Below are 15,565 nucleotides of genomic sequence, written 5' to 3' on the forward strand. Positions count from 1 at the left end.
GGGAGAAATGGCCGGAGAAAAGAGAATAGACGCCCGGAAACCGGCGGCCCGCGCGGCCGCGCAAGGCTAGAAGACCGCCATGCTGTTCGATCTCCCAGACCACCAGGCCCTCTATGCCGCCCTCCTCGCCCGCGACGCGCGTTTCGACGGCCAGGCCTATGTCTGCGTCACCTCGACCGGCATATTCTGCCGCCTGACCTGCCCGGCCCGGAAACCGAAACCGGAGAACTGCACCTTCTTCGCCACCATCGGCGAATGCATCGAGGCAGGCTACCGCCCCTGCAAGCGCTGCCACCCGCTCCAGGCCGCGGCGCTCGCCGATCCGACCATCGCCGCGCTCCTCCACGCGCTCGACGAGCGGCCCGACCTGCGCTGGTCGGAAAGCCACATCGAGCAGCTCGGGTATGACCTCTCGACCGTCCGGCGCAGCTTCAAGCGCCAGTTCGGCATGACCTTCCTCGAAATGGCCCGCCAGCGCCGCCTGCGCGAGGGCTTCGAGACCCTGGCCGCGGGCGGCAAGGTCATCACCGCGCAGCACGAGGCGAGCTTCGAGTCCGCCAGCGCCTTCCGCACCGCCTTCGCGCGCCTGCTCGGCTGTGCCCCCGGCGATCTGCGCCCCGACCGGCGCCTGCGCGCAAGCTGGATCCCCACACCGCTCGGCGACATGATCGCGGTCAGCAGCCGCAGCCACCTGCACCTGCTCGAGTTCGTCGGCCGCAAGGCCCTGCCCGCGGAGCTCAGGCGCTTGCAGGCCGCCGCGAAGGAGGCGATCGGGATCGGTGCCATGCCGCCATCGGAACAGGCGGCGGCCGAGCTCGCCGACTATTTCGCCGCGCGCGCGGACCGGTTCGAGACCCCGCTCGCCCTCGCGGGCAGCGCCTTCACACGGCAGGTCTGGGAAGCCCTGCGCGAGATCCCGGCCGGCGAGACCCGCAGCTACTCCGACATCGCCCGCCGCATCGGCCGCCCCGCGGCCACGCGGGCCGTGGCCCGCGCCAACGGCGCCAACCAGATCGCGGTGATGATCCCCTGCCACCGGGTCATCGGCGCCGACGGCTCCCTGACCGGCTACGGCGGCGGCCTCTGGCGCAAGCAGCGCCTGATCGAGATCGAGCGCCACCTGCGAACCACCGCGAGAGCCGCCACGGCCTGAACCGCCCGCACCGGCGCCCCCCCATGGCCCGGCCTGCGCAGAGGCCGGATCAGAGCCGTTTCCGGCTGAAGTGCAATCTGAAGAAGGGTTTCGCGCTGATATCCAGAGACGGCCAGGTCCACACGACAGCCCCCTCTCCGAAGGGGCCCGCAGAAGCCGCCCGACTGCCCCGACACTGCCTGCCGGAGGCGACCGGGCCTTTGCCTCATCGCCGGCGATTCATGATATGTTAACGACGAAAATCCAATGATTTCAAAGCCAAAAACAGATTTTCACGGTGAAACGCCCCGTTTTCACCGTGAAAATCCCATGCCGGATCAGCGCAGATCCGGCGCCGTTGCCTCGTCGCGCAGCTCGGCCACGATGGCCTCGAGTTCCGCAACCCGGCTCGCCTTGTCGCCGAGCCGGCGGACCGAGACGGTGCGCTCCTCGACCTCGCGCAGGCCCACGGCGAGGATCACCGGCACCTTCGAGAGCGAGTGCTCGCGGACCTTGTAGTTGATCTTCTCGTTCCGGTAATCGCCCTCGGCCCGGAGCCCCGCCGCCTTCAGCGCCGCGACGACCTCCTCGGCATAGTCGTTGGCCTCCGAGACGATCGGCGCCACCACAATCTGCCGCGGCGCGAGCCAGAGCGGGAAGCGGCCGGCAAAATGCTCGATCGCAAGCCCGATGAAGCGCTCGAACGTGCCGAAGACCGCGCGGTGGAGCATGACCGGCCGGTGCTTCGCGCCATCCTCGCCGATGTAGTTCGCGTCGAGCCGCTCGGGCAACACGTAGTCGAGCTGGAACGTGCCGCACTGCCAGGTCCGGCCGATCGCATCGGTGAGGTGGAACTCGAGCTTCGGCCCGTAGAACGCCCCCTCCCCCTCGGCATAGTCGAACTCGAGCCCGGCATGGGTGAGGGCCGCCGCGAGTGCTGCCTCGGCCCGGTCCCAGGTCGCGTCGTCGCCCGCCCGCTGCTCCGGCCGGGTGGCGAGCTTGTAGGAGATCTCCGTCATGCCCATGTGGCCATAGACCCGCGAGAAGAGCGCAAGAAACCGGCTCGTCTCCGCCTCGATCTGATCCTCGCGGCAGAAGATATGCGCGTCATCCTGCGTCATCTGCCGCACCCGCATCAGGCCATGGAGCGCGCCATGGGCCTCGTTGCGGTGGCAGCAGCCGAACTCGGCCATGCGGATCGGCAGGTCGCGATAGGATTTCGTCCCCTGCTTGAAGATCTGGACATGCGCCGGGCAGTTCATCGGCTTCAGCGCCATCAGGTCGCCCTTGCCCGATATGATCGGCGCGTCATCGTCGGTCGAGGGGATCTCGTCCGGGACCACGAACATGTTCTCGCGGAACTTGCCCCAGTGGCCGGATTGCACCCAGAGCCCCGCGTCGAGGAGCTGCGGCGTCTTCACCTCGACATAGCCGTCGGCATCGAGCTGGCGACGGATGTAGGCTTCGAGCGTCCGCCAGATCAGGAAGCCGTTCGGATGCCAGAACACCGAACCCTGCGCCTCCGGCTGGAGGTGGAAGAGATCCATCTCGCGGGCGAGCTTGCGGTGGTCGCGTTTCTCGGCCTCCTCCATGCGATGGAGATAGGCCTTGAGCTCCTCCTTGGTGCGGAAGCCCACGCCATAGATGCGCTGGAGCATCGGGCGGCTCGAATCGCCGCGCCAGTAGGCGCCCGCCACCGACATGAGCTTGAAGGCATCCGGCGGTACCTGGCCGGTGTTGGCCAGATGCGGCCCGCGGCAGAGATCCTGCCACTCGCCGTGCCAGTACATGCGGATCGGCTGGCCCTCGGGGATCATGCCGACGAGCTCGACCTTGTAGGGCTCGCCGCTCGCCTCGTAATGCGCCACCGCCTTCTCGCGCGGCCAGACCTCGGTCCGGACCGGATCGCGCGCGGCGATGATCTGGCGCATCTTCGCCTCGATCTTCTCGAGATCGTCCGTGGTGAAGGGCTCGGCGCGGTCGAAATCGTAATACCAGCCATTGTCGATCACCGGGCCGATCGTAACCTTCACGTCGGGCCAGATCTCCTGCACCGCGCGGGCCATGATATGCGCGCAGTCGTGGCGGAAAAGCTCGAGCGCCTCCTTCTCGTCCCTGGCCGTCACGATCGCGATGGCGGCATCCGCCTCGATCGGCTGCGACAGGTCGGCAAGCTTGCCGTCGATGCGCGCGGCAAGCGCGGATTTCGCGAGGCTCTTGGAAATGCCGGCGGCAATCTCGGCGGGGGTCACGCCCGCGGGATACTGTCGGATTGCGCCGTCGGGAAGCGTGATCGACACCTCCCGAATGCTGGAGGCAGGCTGGGTCATCGTCACACTCCTTCGGGTTTGGCGCCAACGGCACGCCCGGATCTCAGGTTGAAACGCCGGTTTAGCCGCTTGAAGGGGCCTGTCAAGCGCCTCGATCCGGGGTATCATGGAACCGGCTCGCGACCTGCCGCGTTAACTGCGACGGCGCCGTCCGTTTGTCCGCGCCTTCTGCCTCGTGCAAGGCTTGCCGCGAGGGGCTCCTTGCGGACAGGCCAAGGCAGACAGGATTGCGCGCCCTGGGGGGAGAACGGACATCATGAATCAGACTGAGCGTGTGGCGCTCACCGAGCCGGACGCCGCAGACGTGACGGCGGAGCCGCGCGGGCCACAGCCGAAAGACCCGATGATCCGCTGGGCGTTGCTCGGCATCCTGTTCCTGCTCCTGGTCTTCTCGCTCGCCTACGCCCGGAACTTCCTGATGCCGGTGGTGCTGGCCTTCATGCTCACCATGGTGTTCAGTCCGGTCCGCCGCTTTCTCGACCGGCGCGGCATCCCGAGCGGGCTCTCGGCCTTCCTGATCGTCGGTCTCCTGCTGGCGGGCCTCGCGATCGGCGCGCTCGGCCTTGCCGTCCCGATCAGCGAATGGGTCGATCGGGCCCCCGAAATCAGCCGCGAGATCAACCTCAAGATCAGCCAGATGCTCGGCGCGGCGGACCAGATCCGCGAGGCGGCGAAACAGGTCGATGAACTCGCCAAGGGCGGCGAGACGACCGATGTTCCGGTGGTGGCCGTACGAGAACCCGGGATCACCGCGCAGGTCGTGCTGCTCGCCCCCGAAGTGCTGGCGCAGGGGGCATTCACGCTGATCCTGCTCTTCTTCCTGCTCGCGTCGGGCGACATGTTCTACGAGAAGCTCGTCTATGTCCTGCCGACCTTCCGCGACAAGCGCCGGGCGATCTCGATCGCGCGCGACATCGAGCGCAAGCTCTCGCGCTATCTCTTCACCATCACCCTCATCAACGCCTGCCTCGGCATCGCGATCGGGATCTCGATGTGGCTGCTCTCCATGCCGAACCCGGAGCTCTTCGGCCTCGCGGGCTTCCTGCTCAACTACATTCCCTACGTGGGTTCGGCGATCGGGATCGTCGCCTCCTCGGTCGTCGCCATGCTGACCCTGCCCGAGCAGACGGCGGCAATCCCCGTGGGGCTGACCTATCTCGCGCTGACCTCGATCGAGGGCCAGCTCATCACGCCCTGGTTTGTCGGGCGCAGCCTGAGGCTCAACACCGTCGTGGTGTTCCTCTCGGTCACGCTCTGGGCCTGGCTCTGGTCGGTGGTGGGGATGCTGGTGGCCACCCCGCTCCTCGTGGTGGTGCGCACCTTCTGCGAGCACATCCCCGCGCTCGAGGGCCTCGGGCACTTTCTCTCGGCGCGCGGCGCCGAAACGGAAGAGGAGGAGGGCGCCGACGGCTGACGATGCCGCCGGGCCCGGCCCCCTGGCTTCAGCCGGTGTAGGTCTCGTCGAGCGCGTAGCCCGAGGAGCGGACGGTCCGGATCGGATCGCGGTCGCCGCGGCGGTTGAGCGCCTTGCGCAGGCGGCCGATATGGACGTCCACCGTGCGGATCTCGACATAGACGTCCTGGCCCCAGACCCGGTCGAGCAGCTGCTCACGCGAGAAGACCCGCCCCGGGCGCTGCATCAAGACGTCGAGAAGCCGGAATTCGGTGGGGCCAAGATGCACGTCGCGGCTGCTGCGGCGCACCCGGCAGAGCTGCCGGTCGAGCACGATGTCGGCGAAGGTGGCGACATCGCCCGCCAGCGCCGGCGCCGTGCGGCGCAGTACCGCCCGCATCCGCGCCACGAGCTCCGACATGGAGAAGGGCTTGGTCACGTAGTCGTCCGCCCCCACGTCGAGGCCGCGGACCCGGTCCTCCTCCTCGCCGCGGGCGGTGAGCATGATGACCGGGATATCGCGGGTATCGTTGCCGGTGCGGAGCCGCCGGCAAAGCTCGATGCCCGAAACGTTCGGCAGCATCCAGTCCATCAGGACAAGATCCGGCTTCTCCTCGTCGACGGCGATCATTGCCTCGTCCCCGTCGGCGGAAATCGAAACGGTGAAACCTTCCTTGCCGAGATTGTAGGCGAGAAGCTGGCTGATCGCCTCCTCATCCTCGACGACGAGCACCTTCGCACACATGGCTTGCTCCTGCCTCAGCCCGCGACGAGATTGACGCCGGTGGGCTCGCCCTTCGGACGGTCGTCGCCGAGCGTGTTGCCCTTCACGATGTAGTAGACCATCTCGGAAATGTGGGTGGTGTGATCGCCGATCCGCTCGAGGTTCTTCGCGATGAACATGAGCTGGGCGCCGACACCGATCAGGCGGCTGTCCTCGACCATGTAGGTCACCACTTCGCGGAAGATAGCGTTGTACATCTCGTCGATCTCGTAGTCCTGGTTCCAGATCTGGACCGCGGTATCGACATCGCGCGAGGCATGGGCGTTCAGCACCGCGGAAAGCTGGGCGAGGGTCTCGCGGCCCATGCGGGCGATCGAGGTGGTGAGGCGCATCGGGCGCGCCGCCGACAGCGGGATGGCGCGTTTGGCGATGTTCTTGGCGAGATCGCCGATGCGCTCGAGCGTCGAGGAGATCTTCATCGCCGCAATGAGGACGCGCAGGTCGTTCGCGACCGGCTGGCGCAGCGCGATGACGCGGACCACCGCCTCCTCGAGCTCCATCTCCATCGCGTCGAGCGCCTTGTCGCGGTCGATCACCTCGCTCGCGAGGGCCGCATCGCGGTTCTGGACCGATTCGAGAGCCTTCGAGAGCATTTCCTCGGCCACTCCCCCCATCTCGGAGATCTTGGCCTGGATCTGAACCAGATCCTCATCGAAGGAGGCGACGATATGCGACGACATGGCGTTCATCCTGATTTTCGCGACCGTTTTTTCCGGCCGCGGTGTGTTCCGGGCGGAGTCCGCAAGCTGGATCCGGCCCTCTGCGCTCGGTTAGGAACTATAGGGGTTAGGGCGACAACAATATTTACTTTTTCAAACGGTTTTATGACACCATAAGAATTTGAAAAAGTGAAAGAAATTCGGGCGCCAAAAGCCGTCAGCGCGCCGCGCGCGACGCAGGCGCCACCGCCGGCGGCTCATCGGGCACGATATGAAGCTGCGTGGCGCGCGGCAGCCACACCGTGAACGTGCTTCCCTCGCCGAGCACCGAGCTGATCTCGATGCGGCCCTTGTGGCGGTTGAGGATGTGCTTGACGATCGCGAGTCCCAGCCCGGTGCCACCCTTGTGGCGGCTCTGCGGCACGCTCACCCGGAAGAAGCGCTCGGTCAGGCGATGGAGCTTCTCGCGCGGGATGCCCATGCCGGTATCGGAGACGCTCACCCCCACGCGGCCCGGATGCGCGGGGTTCTCGGGTGCGGAGCGGATCGTCACCGTGGCGCCGGGGGCGCTGTATTTCATCGCGTTGTCGATGAGGTTGGTGAAGACCTGCGAAAGCTGGTCGCGGTCGCCGATCACGTCGGCCTCGTCGGGATCGAGCTCGACGCGGAGCGTGATCCCTTCCTGGCTCGCGAGCGGCTGAAACACCGAGGCGCAGTCGCAGGCGATGCGGTTGAGCGGCAGCCGCTCCACGGGCCGGACATGCTCGTTCATCTCGATGCGGCTCAGCGACATGAGATCGTCAACCAGCCGCTGCATCCGGTGCGCCTCGCGCGCCATGATCGCAAGGAAGCGCTCGCGCGCCTCGGGATCTTCCCGCGCATGGTTCTGCAGGGTCTCGATATAGCCGATGATCGAGGCGAGCGGCGTGCGCAGCTCGTGGCTCGCATTGGCGATGAAGTCGGAGCGGAGCTGCTCGATGCGATGGGTGCGGGTGCGATCCTCGACCTGCACGATCGCATGGGCCTCCGGCCCGAACCCTTCGCATTCCGCGAGCATGCTGACGCGCGCCTCGAAATGCCGCTCGTTGCCCTCGTAGGAGGTGAACTCGAAGCTGCGCTCGAGCCCGTCACGCAGCGTCGCACTCACGGCCTCGACGAAGGCGGGTGCGCGGATGATATGGGCGAAGTGCTGGCCGGGCGTGAGCCGGGGCAGCATCCCCTGAGCCGCGAGATTGGCATAGCCAAGCCGGCCGCGCTGGCTGATGAGCAGAAGCGGCACCGGCAGCTTCTCGATGAGCTGCGGGCCGACATCGGCGGGGATTTGCCGCCCGCCCGTCTCCCCCGCATCTCCCGTCCCCTCCCTGGGCTCGGGTTCGGCATGCAGCGTCCGGTGGAGGAAATGGCTCGCGACATAGGCAATGAGCGCCGCCCCTAGGAATGCCAGGGCCGGCGAAAGCGCCAGCCCGGTGGCGGTCGCCGCGACCACACCGACCAGAATCGCAACGGCGGCATGCATTCCTCGCAGCATCACTTTGACCCGAACACAACATCTTGTGGCATCGCGCCACCCTAGCAAACGAACACTTCGGCGAGAAGGAATATTGTCTTCACCGCTTCGTCATATATCTACAAGAGAGCCTCCCGCGGTCCGGGAGGCGCATTCGGGACTGGAAAATGATCCGCTATGCCCTGCGCTGCACGAACGACCACCGCTTCGAATCCTGGTTCGGGTCGAGCGCGGACTTCGATCGTCTGCACGCGTCCGGGCTCGTCTCCTGCGCCATCTGCGGCACGAGCGAGGTCGAGAAGGACCTGATGGCGCCGCGCGTGCGGACCGCCCCTTCGGCGCAACCCGCCGCGGAAGAGGCCCCCTCGCTCCGTGCCCCCGCCTCCCCCGCCGAACAGGCGCTCACCGAACTCCGCCGCAAGATCGAGGCCGAGTCCGAGGATGTGGGCCGCGATTTCGCCCGGGAAGCCCGACGCATCCACGAGGGCGAGGCGCCGCGGCGCGCGATCATCGGCGAGGCGCGCCCCGCCGAGGCAAAGGCCCTGATCGAGGACGGGATTTCCGTCGCCCCCCTGCCCTGGAGCCGCACCAAGACCAATTGACGGCCCGCCCGGCGCCCCCCCGGCCCCGCGGCGCGCTTGCAGCGCCCCCCTCTGCCCGATAAGAGAGGGCGCGATCGAATTGGGGGCTGCGGGCAATGCCCAGACTGGTGATGAAATTCGGCGGCACGTCGGTGGCCGACCTCGACCGGATCCGCAACGCGGCCGAACGCGTGCGACGGGAAGTGGAACGCGGCTATGACGTCGCGGTGATCGTCTCGGCGATGTCCGGAAAGACCAACGAACTCGTGGGCTGGGTGCGCGACACCGCCGTGCTCTACGACGCGCGCGAATACGATGCCGTCGTGTCCTCGGGCGAGAACGTGACCGCCGGGCTCATGGCGCTCACGCTGCAGCAGATGGGCGTGCCGGCGCGGAGCTGGCAGGGCTGGCAGGTGCCGCTCAACACCAACTCGAGCCACGGCGCGGCCCGCATCGTCTCGATCGAGACCGACAAGCTCGTCCAGAAATTCGGCGAGGGGCTGCACGCGGTGATCGCGGGCTTCCAGGGCATCAGCCCCGAGGGCCGCATCACCACCCTCGGCCGCGGCGGCTCCGACACCTCCGCCGTCGCCTTCGCCGCAGCCCTCGAGGCCGAGCGCTGCGACATCTACACCGACGTGGACGGTGTCTACACGACCGATCCGAGAATCACCCGCAAGGCGCGCAAGCTCGCGAAGATCTCCTACGAGGAGATGCTCGAGCTCGCGAGCCTCGGCGCCAAGGTGCTCCAGACCCGGTCGGTGGAGCTCGCCATGCGCTACAAGGTGCCCCTGATGGTCCGCTCGAGCTTCGAGGACACCGAGGGCACGATCGTCTGCGACGAGGAGGAAATCGTGGAAAGCAGGGTTGTCAGCGGCATCGCCCATTCGCGCGACGAGGCCAAGCTCACCGTGGTCGACGTGGAGGACCGCCCCGGCGTCGCCGCGGCGATCTTCGGCCCGCTCGCCGAGGCCGGCGTGAACGTGGACATGATCGTCCAGAACATCGGCGCCGACGGGCTGACCGACATGACCTTCTCCTGCCCGGTGGACGAGGTGCCGCGCGCGCTCATGGCGCTCGAGAAGACCCGCGAGGCCGGCGCGGTCAGCTATTCCGAGGTGATCCGCGACGAGGAGGTCTCCAAGGTCTCGATCGTCGGCATCGGCATGCGCAGCCAGGCGGGCGTCGCCCACCGCATGTTCGAGGCGCTCGCCAAGGACGGGGTGAACATCAAGGTCATCACCACCTCCGAAATCAAGGTATCGGTGCTCATCGACCGCAAATATCTGGAACTGGCGGTGCAAGCGCTGCATGATGCCTTCGAGCTGGACAAGGCCAGCTGACATCCGGGAGACCGGCTCTGCAGATGCCATTTTCAAAGGCTGTTGATTCGCGCATCATCCTGACACGATTGCGCGAGACCCTTGCCGAGCCCGGCGAGGGGCAGGAACGCCTTGACCGTATCGTGAAGCTGATCGCGAACGGGATCGTCGCGGAGGTCTGCTCCGTCTATCTGCGCCGCGACGACGAGTGGCTCGAGCTCTGCGCCACCCAAGGCCTCAAGCCCGAGTCTGTCCACCACACCCGGCTGCGCATGGGCCAGGGCCTCGTCGGCCGCATCGCCGAGCGCGCCGAGCCGCTCAACACCGGCGATGCCGCCCACACCGCCGGGTTCCGCTTCATGCCCGAGACCGGCGAGGAGATCTATTCCTCCTTCCTCGGCGTTCCGATCCAGCGCCTCGGCGAAGTGCTTGGCGTGCTCGTGGTGCAGAATCGCGAGGCGCGGGAATATTCCGACGACGTGGTCTACGCCCTCGAGGTCGTGGCCATGGTCATCGCCGAGATGGCCGAGCTCGGCGCCTTCATCGGCCCGGGCCCGATGGAGATCGCCCGGCCGCATCAGGGGCCGTTCTTCGCCCGCGGTCTCGTGGGCCAGGAGGGCGTCGCCGAGGGACGGGTTGTCCTGCACGAGCCCAACATCGTCGTCTCCCAGCCGATCTCCGAGGACCCGGAGGAGGAATGCGCCCGGCTCCGCGCCGCGATCACCGCGCTCCGCGCCGAGGTCGACGAGATGCTCGAGGCGGATTTCCTCACCATGACCGGCGAGCACCGCGACGTGCTCCATGCCTACCGGATGTTTGCCCATGACAAGGGCTGGGTCCGGCGCATCGAGGATTCGATCCTGAGCGGGCTTGCCGCCGAGGTCGCGGTCGAGAAGGAGCAGTCCGCCACCCGCACCCGCATGTCGCGCGTGGCCGATCCCTACATTCGCGAGCGGCTGCACGATCTCGACGATCTCTCGAACCGCCTGCTGCGGCTTCTGGCCGGGATCGAGCCCAACAACGGCCGCGACATTCCCGACGACGCCATCCTGGTCGCGCGCAACATCGGCCCCGCCGAGCTGCTCGACTACGGGCGCAAGCTGCGCGGCGTCGTGCTCGAGGAAGGCTCGGTCGGCAGCCACGCGGCAATCGTTGCCCGGGCGCTCGCCATTCCGCTCGTCATCCAGGCCGAGCGCATCACGCGGGAGGCCCAGAACGGCGATCATATCCTCGTCGACGGCGATCTCGCGACGGTCCACCTCCGCCCCGAGGACAGCGTCACCAACGCCTTCCGCGAGAAGATCGAGATGCTCGCCGAGGCTCAGGAGGAATACGCCACGCTGCGCGACAAGCCCGCGACCACCTGCGACGGGGTCACGATCGGGCTCCACATGAACGCAGGTCTCATGGCGGACCTGCCGAGCCTGCCCAAATGCGGCGCGCTCGGGGTCGGGCTCTTCCGGACCGAGCTCCAGTTCCTGATCCGCTCCACCGTGCCGCGTCGCGCCGATCTCGCCGCGCTCTACAACCGCATCCTCAACGCGGCGGGCGAGCGGCCCGTCATCTTCCGCACGCTCGACATCGGCTCGGACAAGGTGCTGCCCTACATGAAGCGCCCCGAGGAGCCCAACCCGGCCCTTGGCTGGCGCGCGATCCGGGTCGGGCTCGACCGCAAGGGCGTGATGCGGATGCAGCTCCAGGCGCTGGTGCGCGGCGCGCAGGGCCGCCCGCTCCACGTCATGTTCCCCTTCGTCGCGGAAGCCTCGGAGCACGAGGCCGCGCGCGAGATCTTCCTCTCGGTGCTCGAGCGCGAGCAGGAGCTCGGACACACCATCCCGGCAACGGTGCGGATCGGCGCGATGCTCGAGACCCCGAGCCTCGCCTATGCGCCCGGGCGCTTCTTCAAGATGACCGATTTCATCTCGATCGGCGGCAACGACCTCAAGCAGTTCTTCTTTGCCGCGGATCGCGAGAACGAGCTGGTGCGGCGGCGCTACGACACGCTGAGCATCAGCTTTCTCGACTTCATCGGCCATATCGTCGGCCGCTGCCACGAGCACGGCACGCCGCTCTCCTTCTGCGGCGAGGATGCCGGGCGGCCGGTCGATGCGCTGGGGCTTGTGGCGACGGGCATCCGCACGCTCTCGATGCGGCCGGCCTCGATCGGTCCGGTGAAGGCGCTGCTGCGTCAGGTCGATCTCGGCGAGGTCCGCGCCCTGATCGCCGAAGCCCGCGCCGCGGGCACCTGCTCCGCCCGCCCGGCCATCGAGGCCTATCTGGCCAGGCGCGGCATCGCCCACTGATCCCGGCGCGTCAGAGGCGGAAATTGCCCGCGTGCCGCGGCTGCCACTCCGCCCAGTTCTGCACCAGCCCGCCGACCCCGCGAAACGCCCCCGGCACAAGCTCGCGCGCGAGCAGCCGGTCGGGATTGGTCGGTGGCGGAAACGAGAGCTTCGAAGCCGTCGCCCGCGAGAAGCCGAACCGCCGGTAATAGGGCTCGTCGCCGACGAGGATCACCCGCGTCCAGTCGGTGGTGAGCGCCTTGTGAAGGCTCTCGTTGATGAGAAGCGCGCCGAGCCCTTCGCCCTGCCGCGTCGGGTGTACGGCAACGGGCCCGAGCAGCAGCGCGGCATCGCCCCTGACCCCCACCCGCACCGGCCAGAAACGGATGGCGCCCGCCAGCACGTCGTATTCGTCCCGCGCCACCAGCGAGAGCTCGCTGACCGGGTCCACCCCGTCGCGCAGCCGGTAGGAGGAGAGCGCCGTCCGGCCGGGCGCGAAGGCGAGATCGTAGAGATACTCGACCTCGGGGGTGTCGTGGGGGCTCTCTCGGTAGATCCGGAACATCTGGGCGGCGGCTGGCTCAACGTCTGGTCGTCTGGCCGCGATGGGGGCGGCATCCGGGCGGGGCGCCCGCTGGACCTGCACCTACCACGCCCCTAATCTGGGCGAAATGTCGAAAACGATTGGAAAGCTGCATGTTCTACCGCCCCGGCATCGATCCCCACGGCCTGCCGCACAACCCGTTCAAGGCCCTGATCGCGCCACGCCCGATCGGCTGGATCTCCACGATCGACGGCGACGGCCGGGCCAATCTCGCCCCCTACAGCTTCTTCAACGCGATCGCCGACAGCCCGCCCATGGTCATGTACTGCAACACCAACGGCAAGACGCCCGGCGGCGAGCGCAAGGATACCCTGGCCAATATCCGCGAGACCGGCGAATTCGTGCACAATGTGGTGCCGCTGGCGCTGCGGGATGCGATGAACGCCTCGAGCGGCGCCTATCCGGCCGGGGCGGACGAATTCGTGCAGGCCGGGCTCGAGATGGCGCCCTGCGAGGTGGTGAAGCCGCCCCGGGTGGCCGCGGCGCCCGCCGCGCTCGAATGCCGGCTCTGGAAGATCATCGACCTGCCCAACGGCCGCGACTTCATGGTGATCGGCGAGGTGGTGGGCATCCATATCGACGAATCGGTCCTGCGCGACGGCATGGTCGACGTGACCCTCTACCAGCCGCTCTCCCGCCTCGGATACCGCGACTACGCCGCCGTGGAGCGGGTCTTCGCGCTCAACCGCCCCGGCCAGACCTGAAAACCCGTGCCAGATGCTGCACGCCCGAAACGCAAAATTTTCGGCGAACTCAATTTAAACGTGTCCAAACAGATCAGGGTTAAACCTTTGGTAACCAATTTGGCCGACAAAGGGGGTGTCCACAGAGTAGGACGGTTGCTTGCAAACCCTCAGACCCTCCAGTCTGGATACAGCGCCCTCTCCCTTCCCCCAGGAGAGGGCGCAATTCGTTTGGAGGGGCGCACGGATCCGCCTCAGCCGCCCGAGATCACCGCGCCTGGATTGAGGATGCCAAGCGGGTCGAGCGCGGCCTTGATCCGGCGCATCGCCGCAAGCTTCGCCGGATCACCGTAGCGCTCCAGATCCTCGACCTTGAGCCGCCCCACCCCGTGCTCCGCCCCGACCGACCCACCGAGGTCGTGGACGAGATCATGGATCGCCGCCTTCACCGCGCCGCGCAGGGTGTCGAATTCGTCGCGGTGTCGTCCGCGGGGCGGAAAGACGTTGTAGTGCAGATTGCCGTCGCCCAGATGCCCGAAGCAGTTGATCCGCAGGCTCCGGTCGAGCGCCGCAATCGCCGCCGGGCCGCGGGCAATGAACTCGGCGATCCGCGAGGGCGGTACCGAGACGTCGTGGCTCGAGATCGAGCCCACGTGCCGGTTGGCCTCGGGAATCGATTCGCGGACCCGCCAGAAGCTCTGCCGCTGCGCCTCGCTCTGCGCGAGCAGCCCGTCCTCCGCGATCCCCGCCTCGAGCGCATCGGCCAGCAGCCCGGTGAAACGCGCCGCCACCTCCGAGCCCGCGCCGTCCGAAACCTCCGCCAGCACCGCCCAGTCGGTGCCCATCGGCGCGGGCAGCCGCACCTGCGGAATGGTCTCGGCAAGGAAGCGCATCCCCTCCACATGCATGAGCTCGAAGGCGTTCAGCGCCGCCCCGAGCCGCTCCCGCACCAGCGCCAGCAGCGCCAGCGCCGCCTCCGGGCTCGTCACCAGCATCCAGGCCGTCGCGGTCTCGGCCGGCGCCGGATGAAGCCGCAGGCTCGCGGCGGTGATGAGGCCGAGCGTGCCTTCGGAGCCGATCAGCAGATGCCGGAGATCATACCCCATGTTGTCCTTCATCAGACAGCTCAGCCCGTGATGGACACTGCCATCGGCCATCACCGCCTCGACCCCGAGGCAGAGATCGCGCGCATTGCCATAGCGGAGCACGTTGAGCCCGCCCGCATTGGTGCCGAGCAGCCCGCCGATCCGCGCCGAGCCTTCGGAGGCCAGCGAGAGCGGAAAGAACCGCCCGGCCGCCTCGGCCGCCGCATGCACATCCGCGAGAATCGCGCCCGCCTCCGCGGTGATGACATTGTCCGTCACCTCGACCGCGCGGATCCGGTTCAGCCGCTCGACGGAAAGCACGACCGGCACCGGCCCCGCCTCGAGGATCTGGCCGCCGACAAGTCCCGTGCCGCCGGCATAGGGCACGATGCCCACACGCGCCTCGGCGCAGAGCCTGACCGCAGCCGCCACCGCCGCCACCGTGTCGGGCCTCAGCACCGCAGCGGCGCGCCCGTGCCAGCGCCCGCGCGGCTCGGTGAGATAGCGCGGGTCGGGCGCGGTGACGCCACCCGGTCCGAGCGCCTCGGTCAGCCTCTCGAGCAGCGGCCCGTCGGCATCCCTGAGCGCCGGCGGGATCATCGCGCCTCCCCGGTCGTCGCCCGTCCGCGCCGGTCGCCGCGGAGATTGGCGTAGAGCACGTGATTGCGCCAACGGCCGTCGATCTGGAGATAGCTCTGCGCGACCCCTTCGTACTTGAAGCCGGATTTCTCGAGCAGCCCGCGCGAGGCGGCATTCTCCGGCAGGCAGGCCGCCTCGATCCGGCTCAGGTCGAGCACCGCGAAGGCGTGGTGGACCACCCCGTCCAGCGCCTCGCGCATGTAGCCCTGCCGGGCGAAATCCGGCCCGATCCAGTAGCCGACCTGCCCCGACTGGGCCGGGCCGCGGCGGATGTTGTCGAGCGTGATCGCGCCGATCAGGGCCGCATCCGCGCGCCGCTGGATGAAGAGCGGCAGCGCCCGGCCCTCCTCCCGCGCCCGCGCCGCCCAGCTCACGCGCGCGCGGAACGCCTTGCGCGAGAAATGGTCCGGCGACCAGGTCGGCTCCCAGATCCTCAGAAACGCCTCGCCCTCCCGGCGCAGCGTCACCCAGGGCACATGGTCGGACATCTCCGGCAGCCGCAGCACAAGCCGTTCGGTCGCGATCAGCGGGGCCGCACGGCGGCGGAGAAGCAGCGCGCCCGAC

The 15,565-nt window shown here is 68.0% G+C and carries 13 protein-coding genes; 6 read left to right on the forward strand and 7 right to left on the reverse strand.

The window, feature by feature from the left end; all coding sequences use genetic code 11:
- Positions 1–79 precede the first annotated feature (79 nt).
- Positions 80–1,153 (forward strand): trifunctional transcriptional activator/DNA repair protein Ada/methylated-DNA--[protein]-cysteine S-methyltransferase, encoded by a 1,074-nt coding sequence (locus ACF66B_RS10555; protein WP_111431193.1) that lies wholly within the window; start codon positions 80–82, stop codon positions 1,151–1,153.
- A gap of 317 nt (positions 1,154–1,470) precedes the next feature.
- On the opposite strand, the gene thrS is transcribed toward ACF66B_RS10555, so the two are convergent.
- Positions 1,471–3,441: a threonine--tRNA ligase gene (gene thrS / locus ACF66B_RS10560; protein WP_111431202.1), complete on the reverse strand. Its 1,971-nt coding sequence runs from the start codon at positions 3,439–3,441 to the stop codon at positions 1,471–1,473.
- Positions 3,442–3,718: 277 nt separating this feature from the next.
- On the opposite strand from thrS, the gene ACF66B_RS10565 reads away from it, so the two are divergent.
- The gene (locus tag ACF66B_RS10565) at positions 3,719–4,876 is read left to right on the forward strand and encodes an AI-2E family transporter (RefSeq protein WP_392662551.1); all 1,158 of its coding nucleotides are present in this window, start codon (positions 3,719–3,721) and stop codon (positions 4,874–4,876) included.
- Positions 4,877–4,904: 28 nt separating this feature from the next.
- Here the strand turns inward: ACF66B_RS10565 and phoB are convergent, their stop codons facing one another.
- The 3 genes from phoB to ACF66B_RS10580 form a co-directional block, all read right to left on the reverse strand.
- Positions 4,905–5,600 (reverse strand): phosphate regulon transcriptional regulator PhoB, encoded by a 696-nt coding sequence (gene phoB / locus ACF66B_RS10570; protein WP_111431192.1) that lies wholly within the window; start codon positions 5,598–5,600, stop codon positions 4,905–4,907.
- A 14-nt stretch (positions 5,601–5,614) separates the two neighbouring features.
- A complete protein-coding gene (gene phoU, locus ACF66B_RS10575) occupies positions 5,615–6,319 on the reverse strand; it encodes a phosphate signaling complex protein PhoU (RefSeq protein WP_111431191.1) in 705 nt (234 codons plus the stop codon).
- 196 nt (positions 6,320–6,515) lie between these two features.
- The gene (locus tag ACF66B_RS10580) at positions 6,516–7,826 is read right to left on the reverse strand and encodes an ATP-binding protein (protein WP_111431190.1); all 1,311 of its coding nucleotides are present in this window, start codon (positions 7,824–7,826) and stop codon (positions 6,516–6,518) included.
- Between the two features lie 146 nt (positions 7,827–7,972).
- Here ACF66B_RS10580 and ACF66B_RS10585 point away from each other — a divergent pair, with 146 nt between their 5' ends.
- The 3 genes from ACF66B_RS10585 to ptsP all read left to right on the forward strand — a co-directional run bounded on the left by ACF66B_RS10585 (position 7,973) and on the right by ptsP (position 12,011).
- A complete protein-coding gene (locus ACF66B_RS10585) occupies positions 7,973–8,407 on the forward strand; it encodes a DUF1178 family protein (protein WP_111431189.1) in 435 nt (144 codons plus the stop codon).
- A gap of 95 nt (positions 8,408–8,502) precedes the next feature.
- Positions 8,503–9,729, forward strand: coding sequence for an aspartate kinase (locus tag ACF66B_RS10590; protein ID WP_111431188.1), 1,227 nt, complete (start codon positions 8,503–8,505; stop codon positions 9,727–9,729).
- Between the two features lie 23 nt (positions 9,730–9,752).
- The gene (gene ptsP / locus ACF66B_RS10595) at positions 9,753–12,011 is read left to right on the forward strand and encodes a phosphoenolpyruvate--protein phosphotransferase (protein WP_111431187.1); all 2,259 of its coding nucleotides are present in this window, start codon (positions 9,753–9,755) and stop codon (positions 12,009–12,011) included.
- A gap of 10 nt (positions 12,012–12,021) precedes the next feature.
- Here ptsP and ACF66B_RS10600 read toward each other — a convergent pair whose 3' ends face one another.
- Positions 12,022–12,555 (reverse strand): GNAT family N-acetyltransferase, encoded by a 534-nt coding sequence (locus ACF66B_RS10600; protein ID WP_111431186.1) that lies wholly within the window; start codon positions 12,553–12,555, stop codon positions 12,022–12,024.
- 131 nt (positions 12,556–12,686) lie between these two features.
- Here ACF66B_RS10600 and ACF66B_RS10605 point away from each other — a divergent pair, with 131 nt between their 5' ends.
- Positions 12,687–13,298: a flavin reductase family protein gene (locus ACF66B_RS10605; RefSeq protein WP_111431185.1), complete on the forward strand. Its 612-nt coding sequence runs from the start codon at positions 12,687–12,689 to the stop codon at positions 13,296–13,298.
- A 233-nt stretch (positions 13,299–13,531) separates the two neighbouring features.
- Here the strand turns inward: ACF66B_RS10605 and ACF66B_RS10610 are convergent, their stop codons facing one another.
- Together ACF66B_RS10610 and ACF66B_RS10615 are read right to left on the reverse strand one after the other, a co-directional pair.
- On the reverse strand, positions 13,532–14,962 hold the full coding sequence (locus tag ACF66B_RS10610) for an FAD-binding oxidoreductase (RefSeq protein WP_111431184.1): 1,431 nt from the start codon (positions 14,960–14,962) through the stop codon (positions 13,532–13,534).
- A complete protein-coding gene (locus ACF66B_RS10615; protein ID WP_111431200.1) occupies positions 14,959–15,555 on the reverse strand; it encodes a GNAT family N-acetyltransferase in 597 nt (198 codons plus the stop codon). Before ACF66B_RS10615 ends, ACF66B_RS10610 begins: the two co-directional genes overlap by 4 nt.
- Positions 15,556–15,565 lie beyond the last annotated feature (10 nt).

This window comes from Amaricoccus sp. B4 (assembly GCF_043226085.1).
GTDB lineage: Bacteria > Pseudomonadota > Alphaproteobacteria > Rhodobacterales > Rhodobacteraceae > Amaricoccus.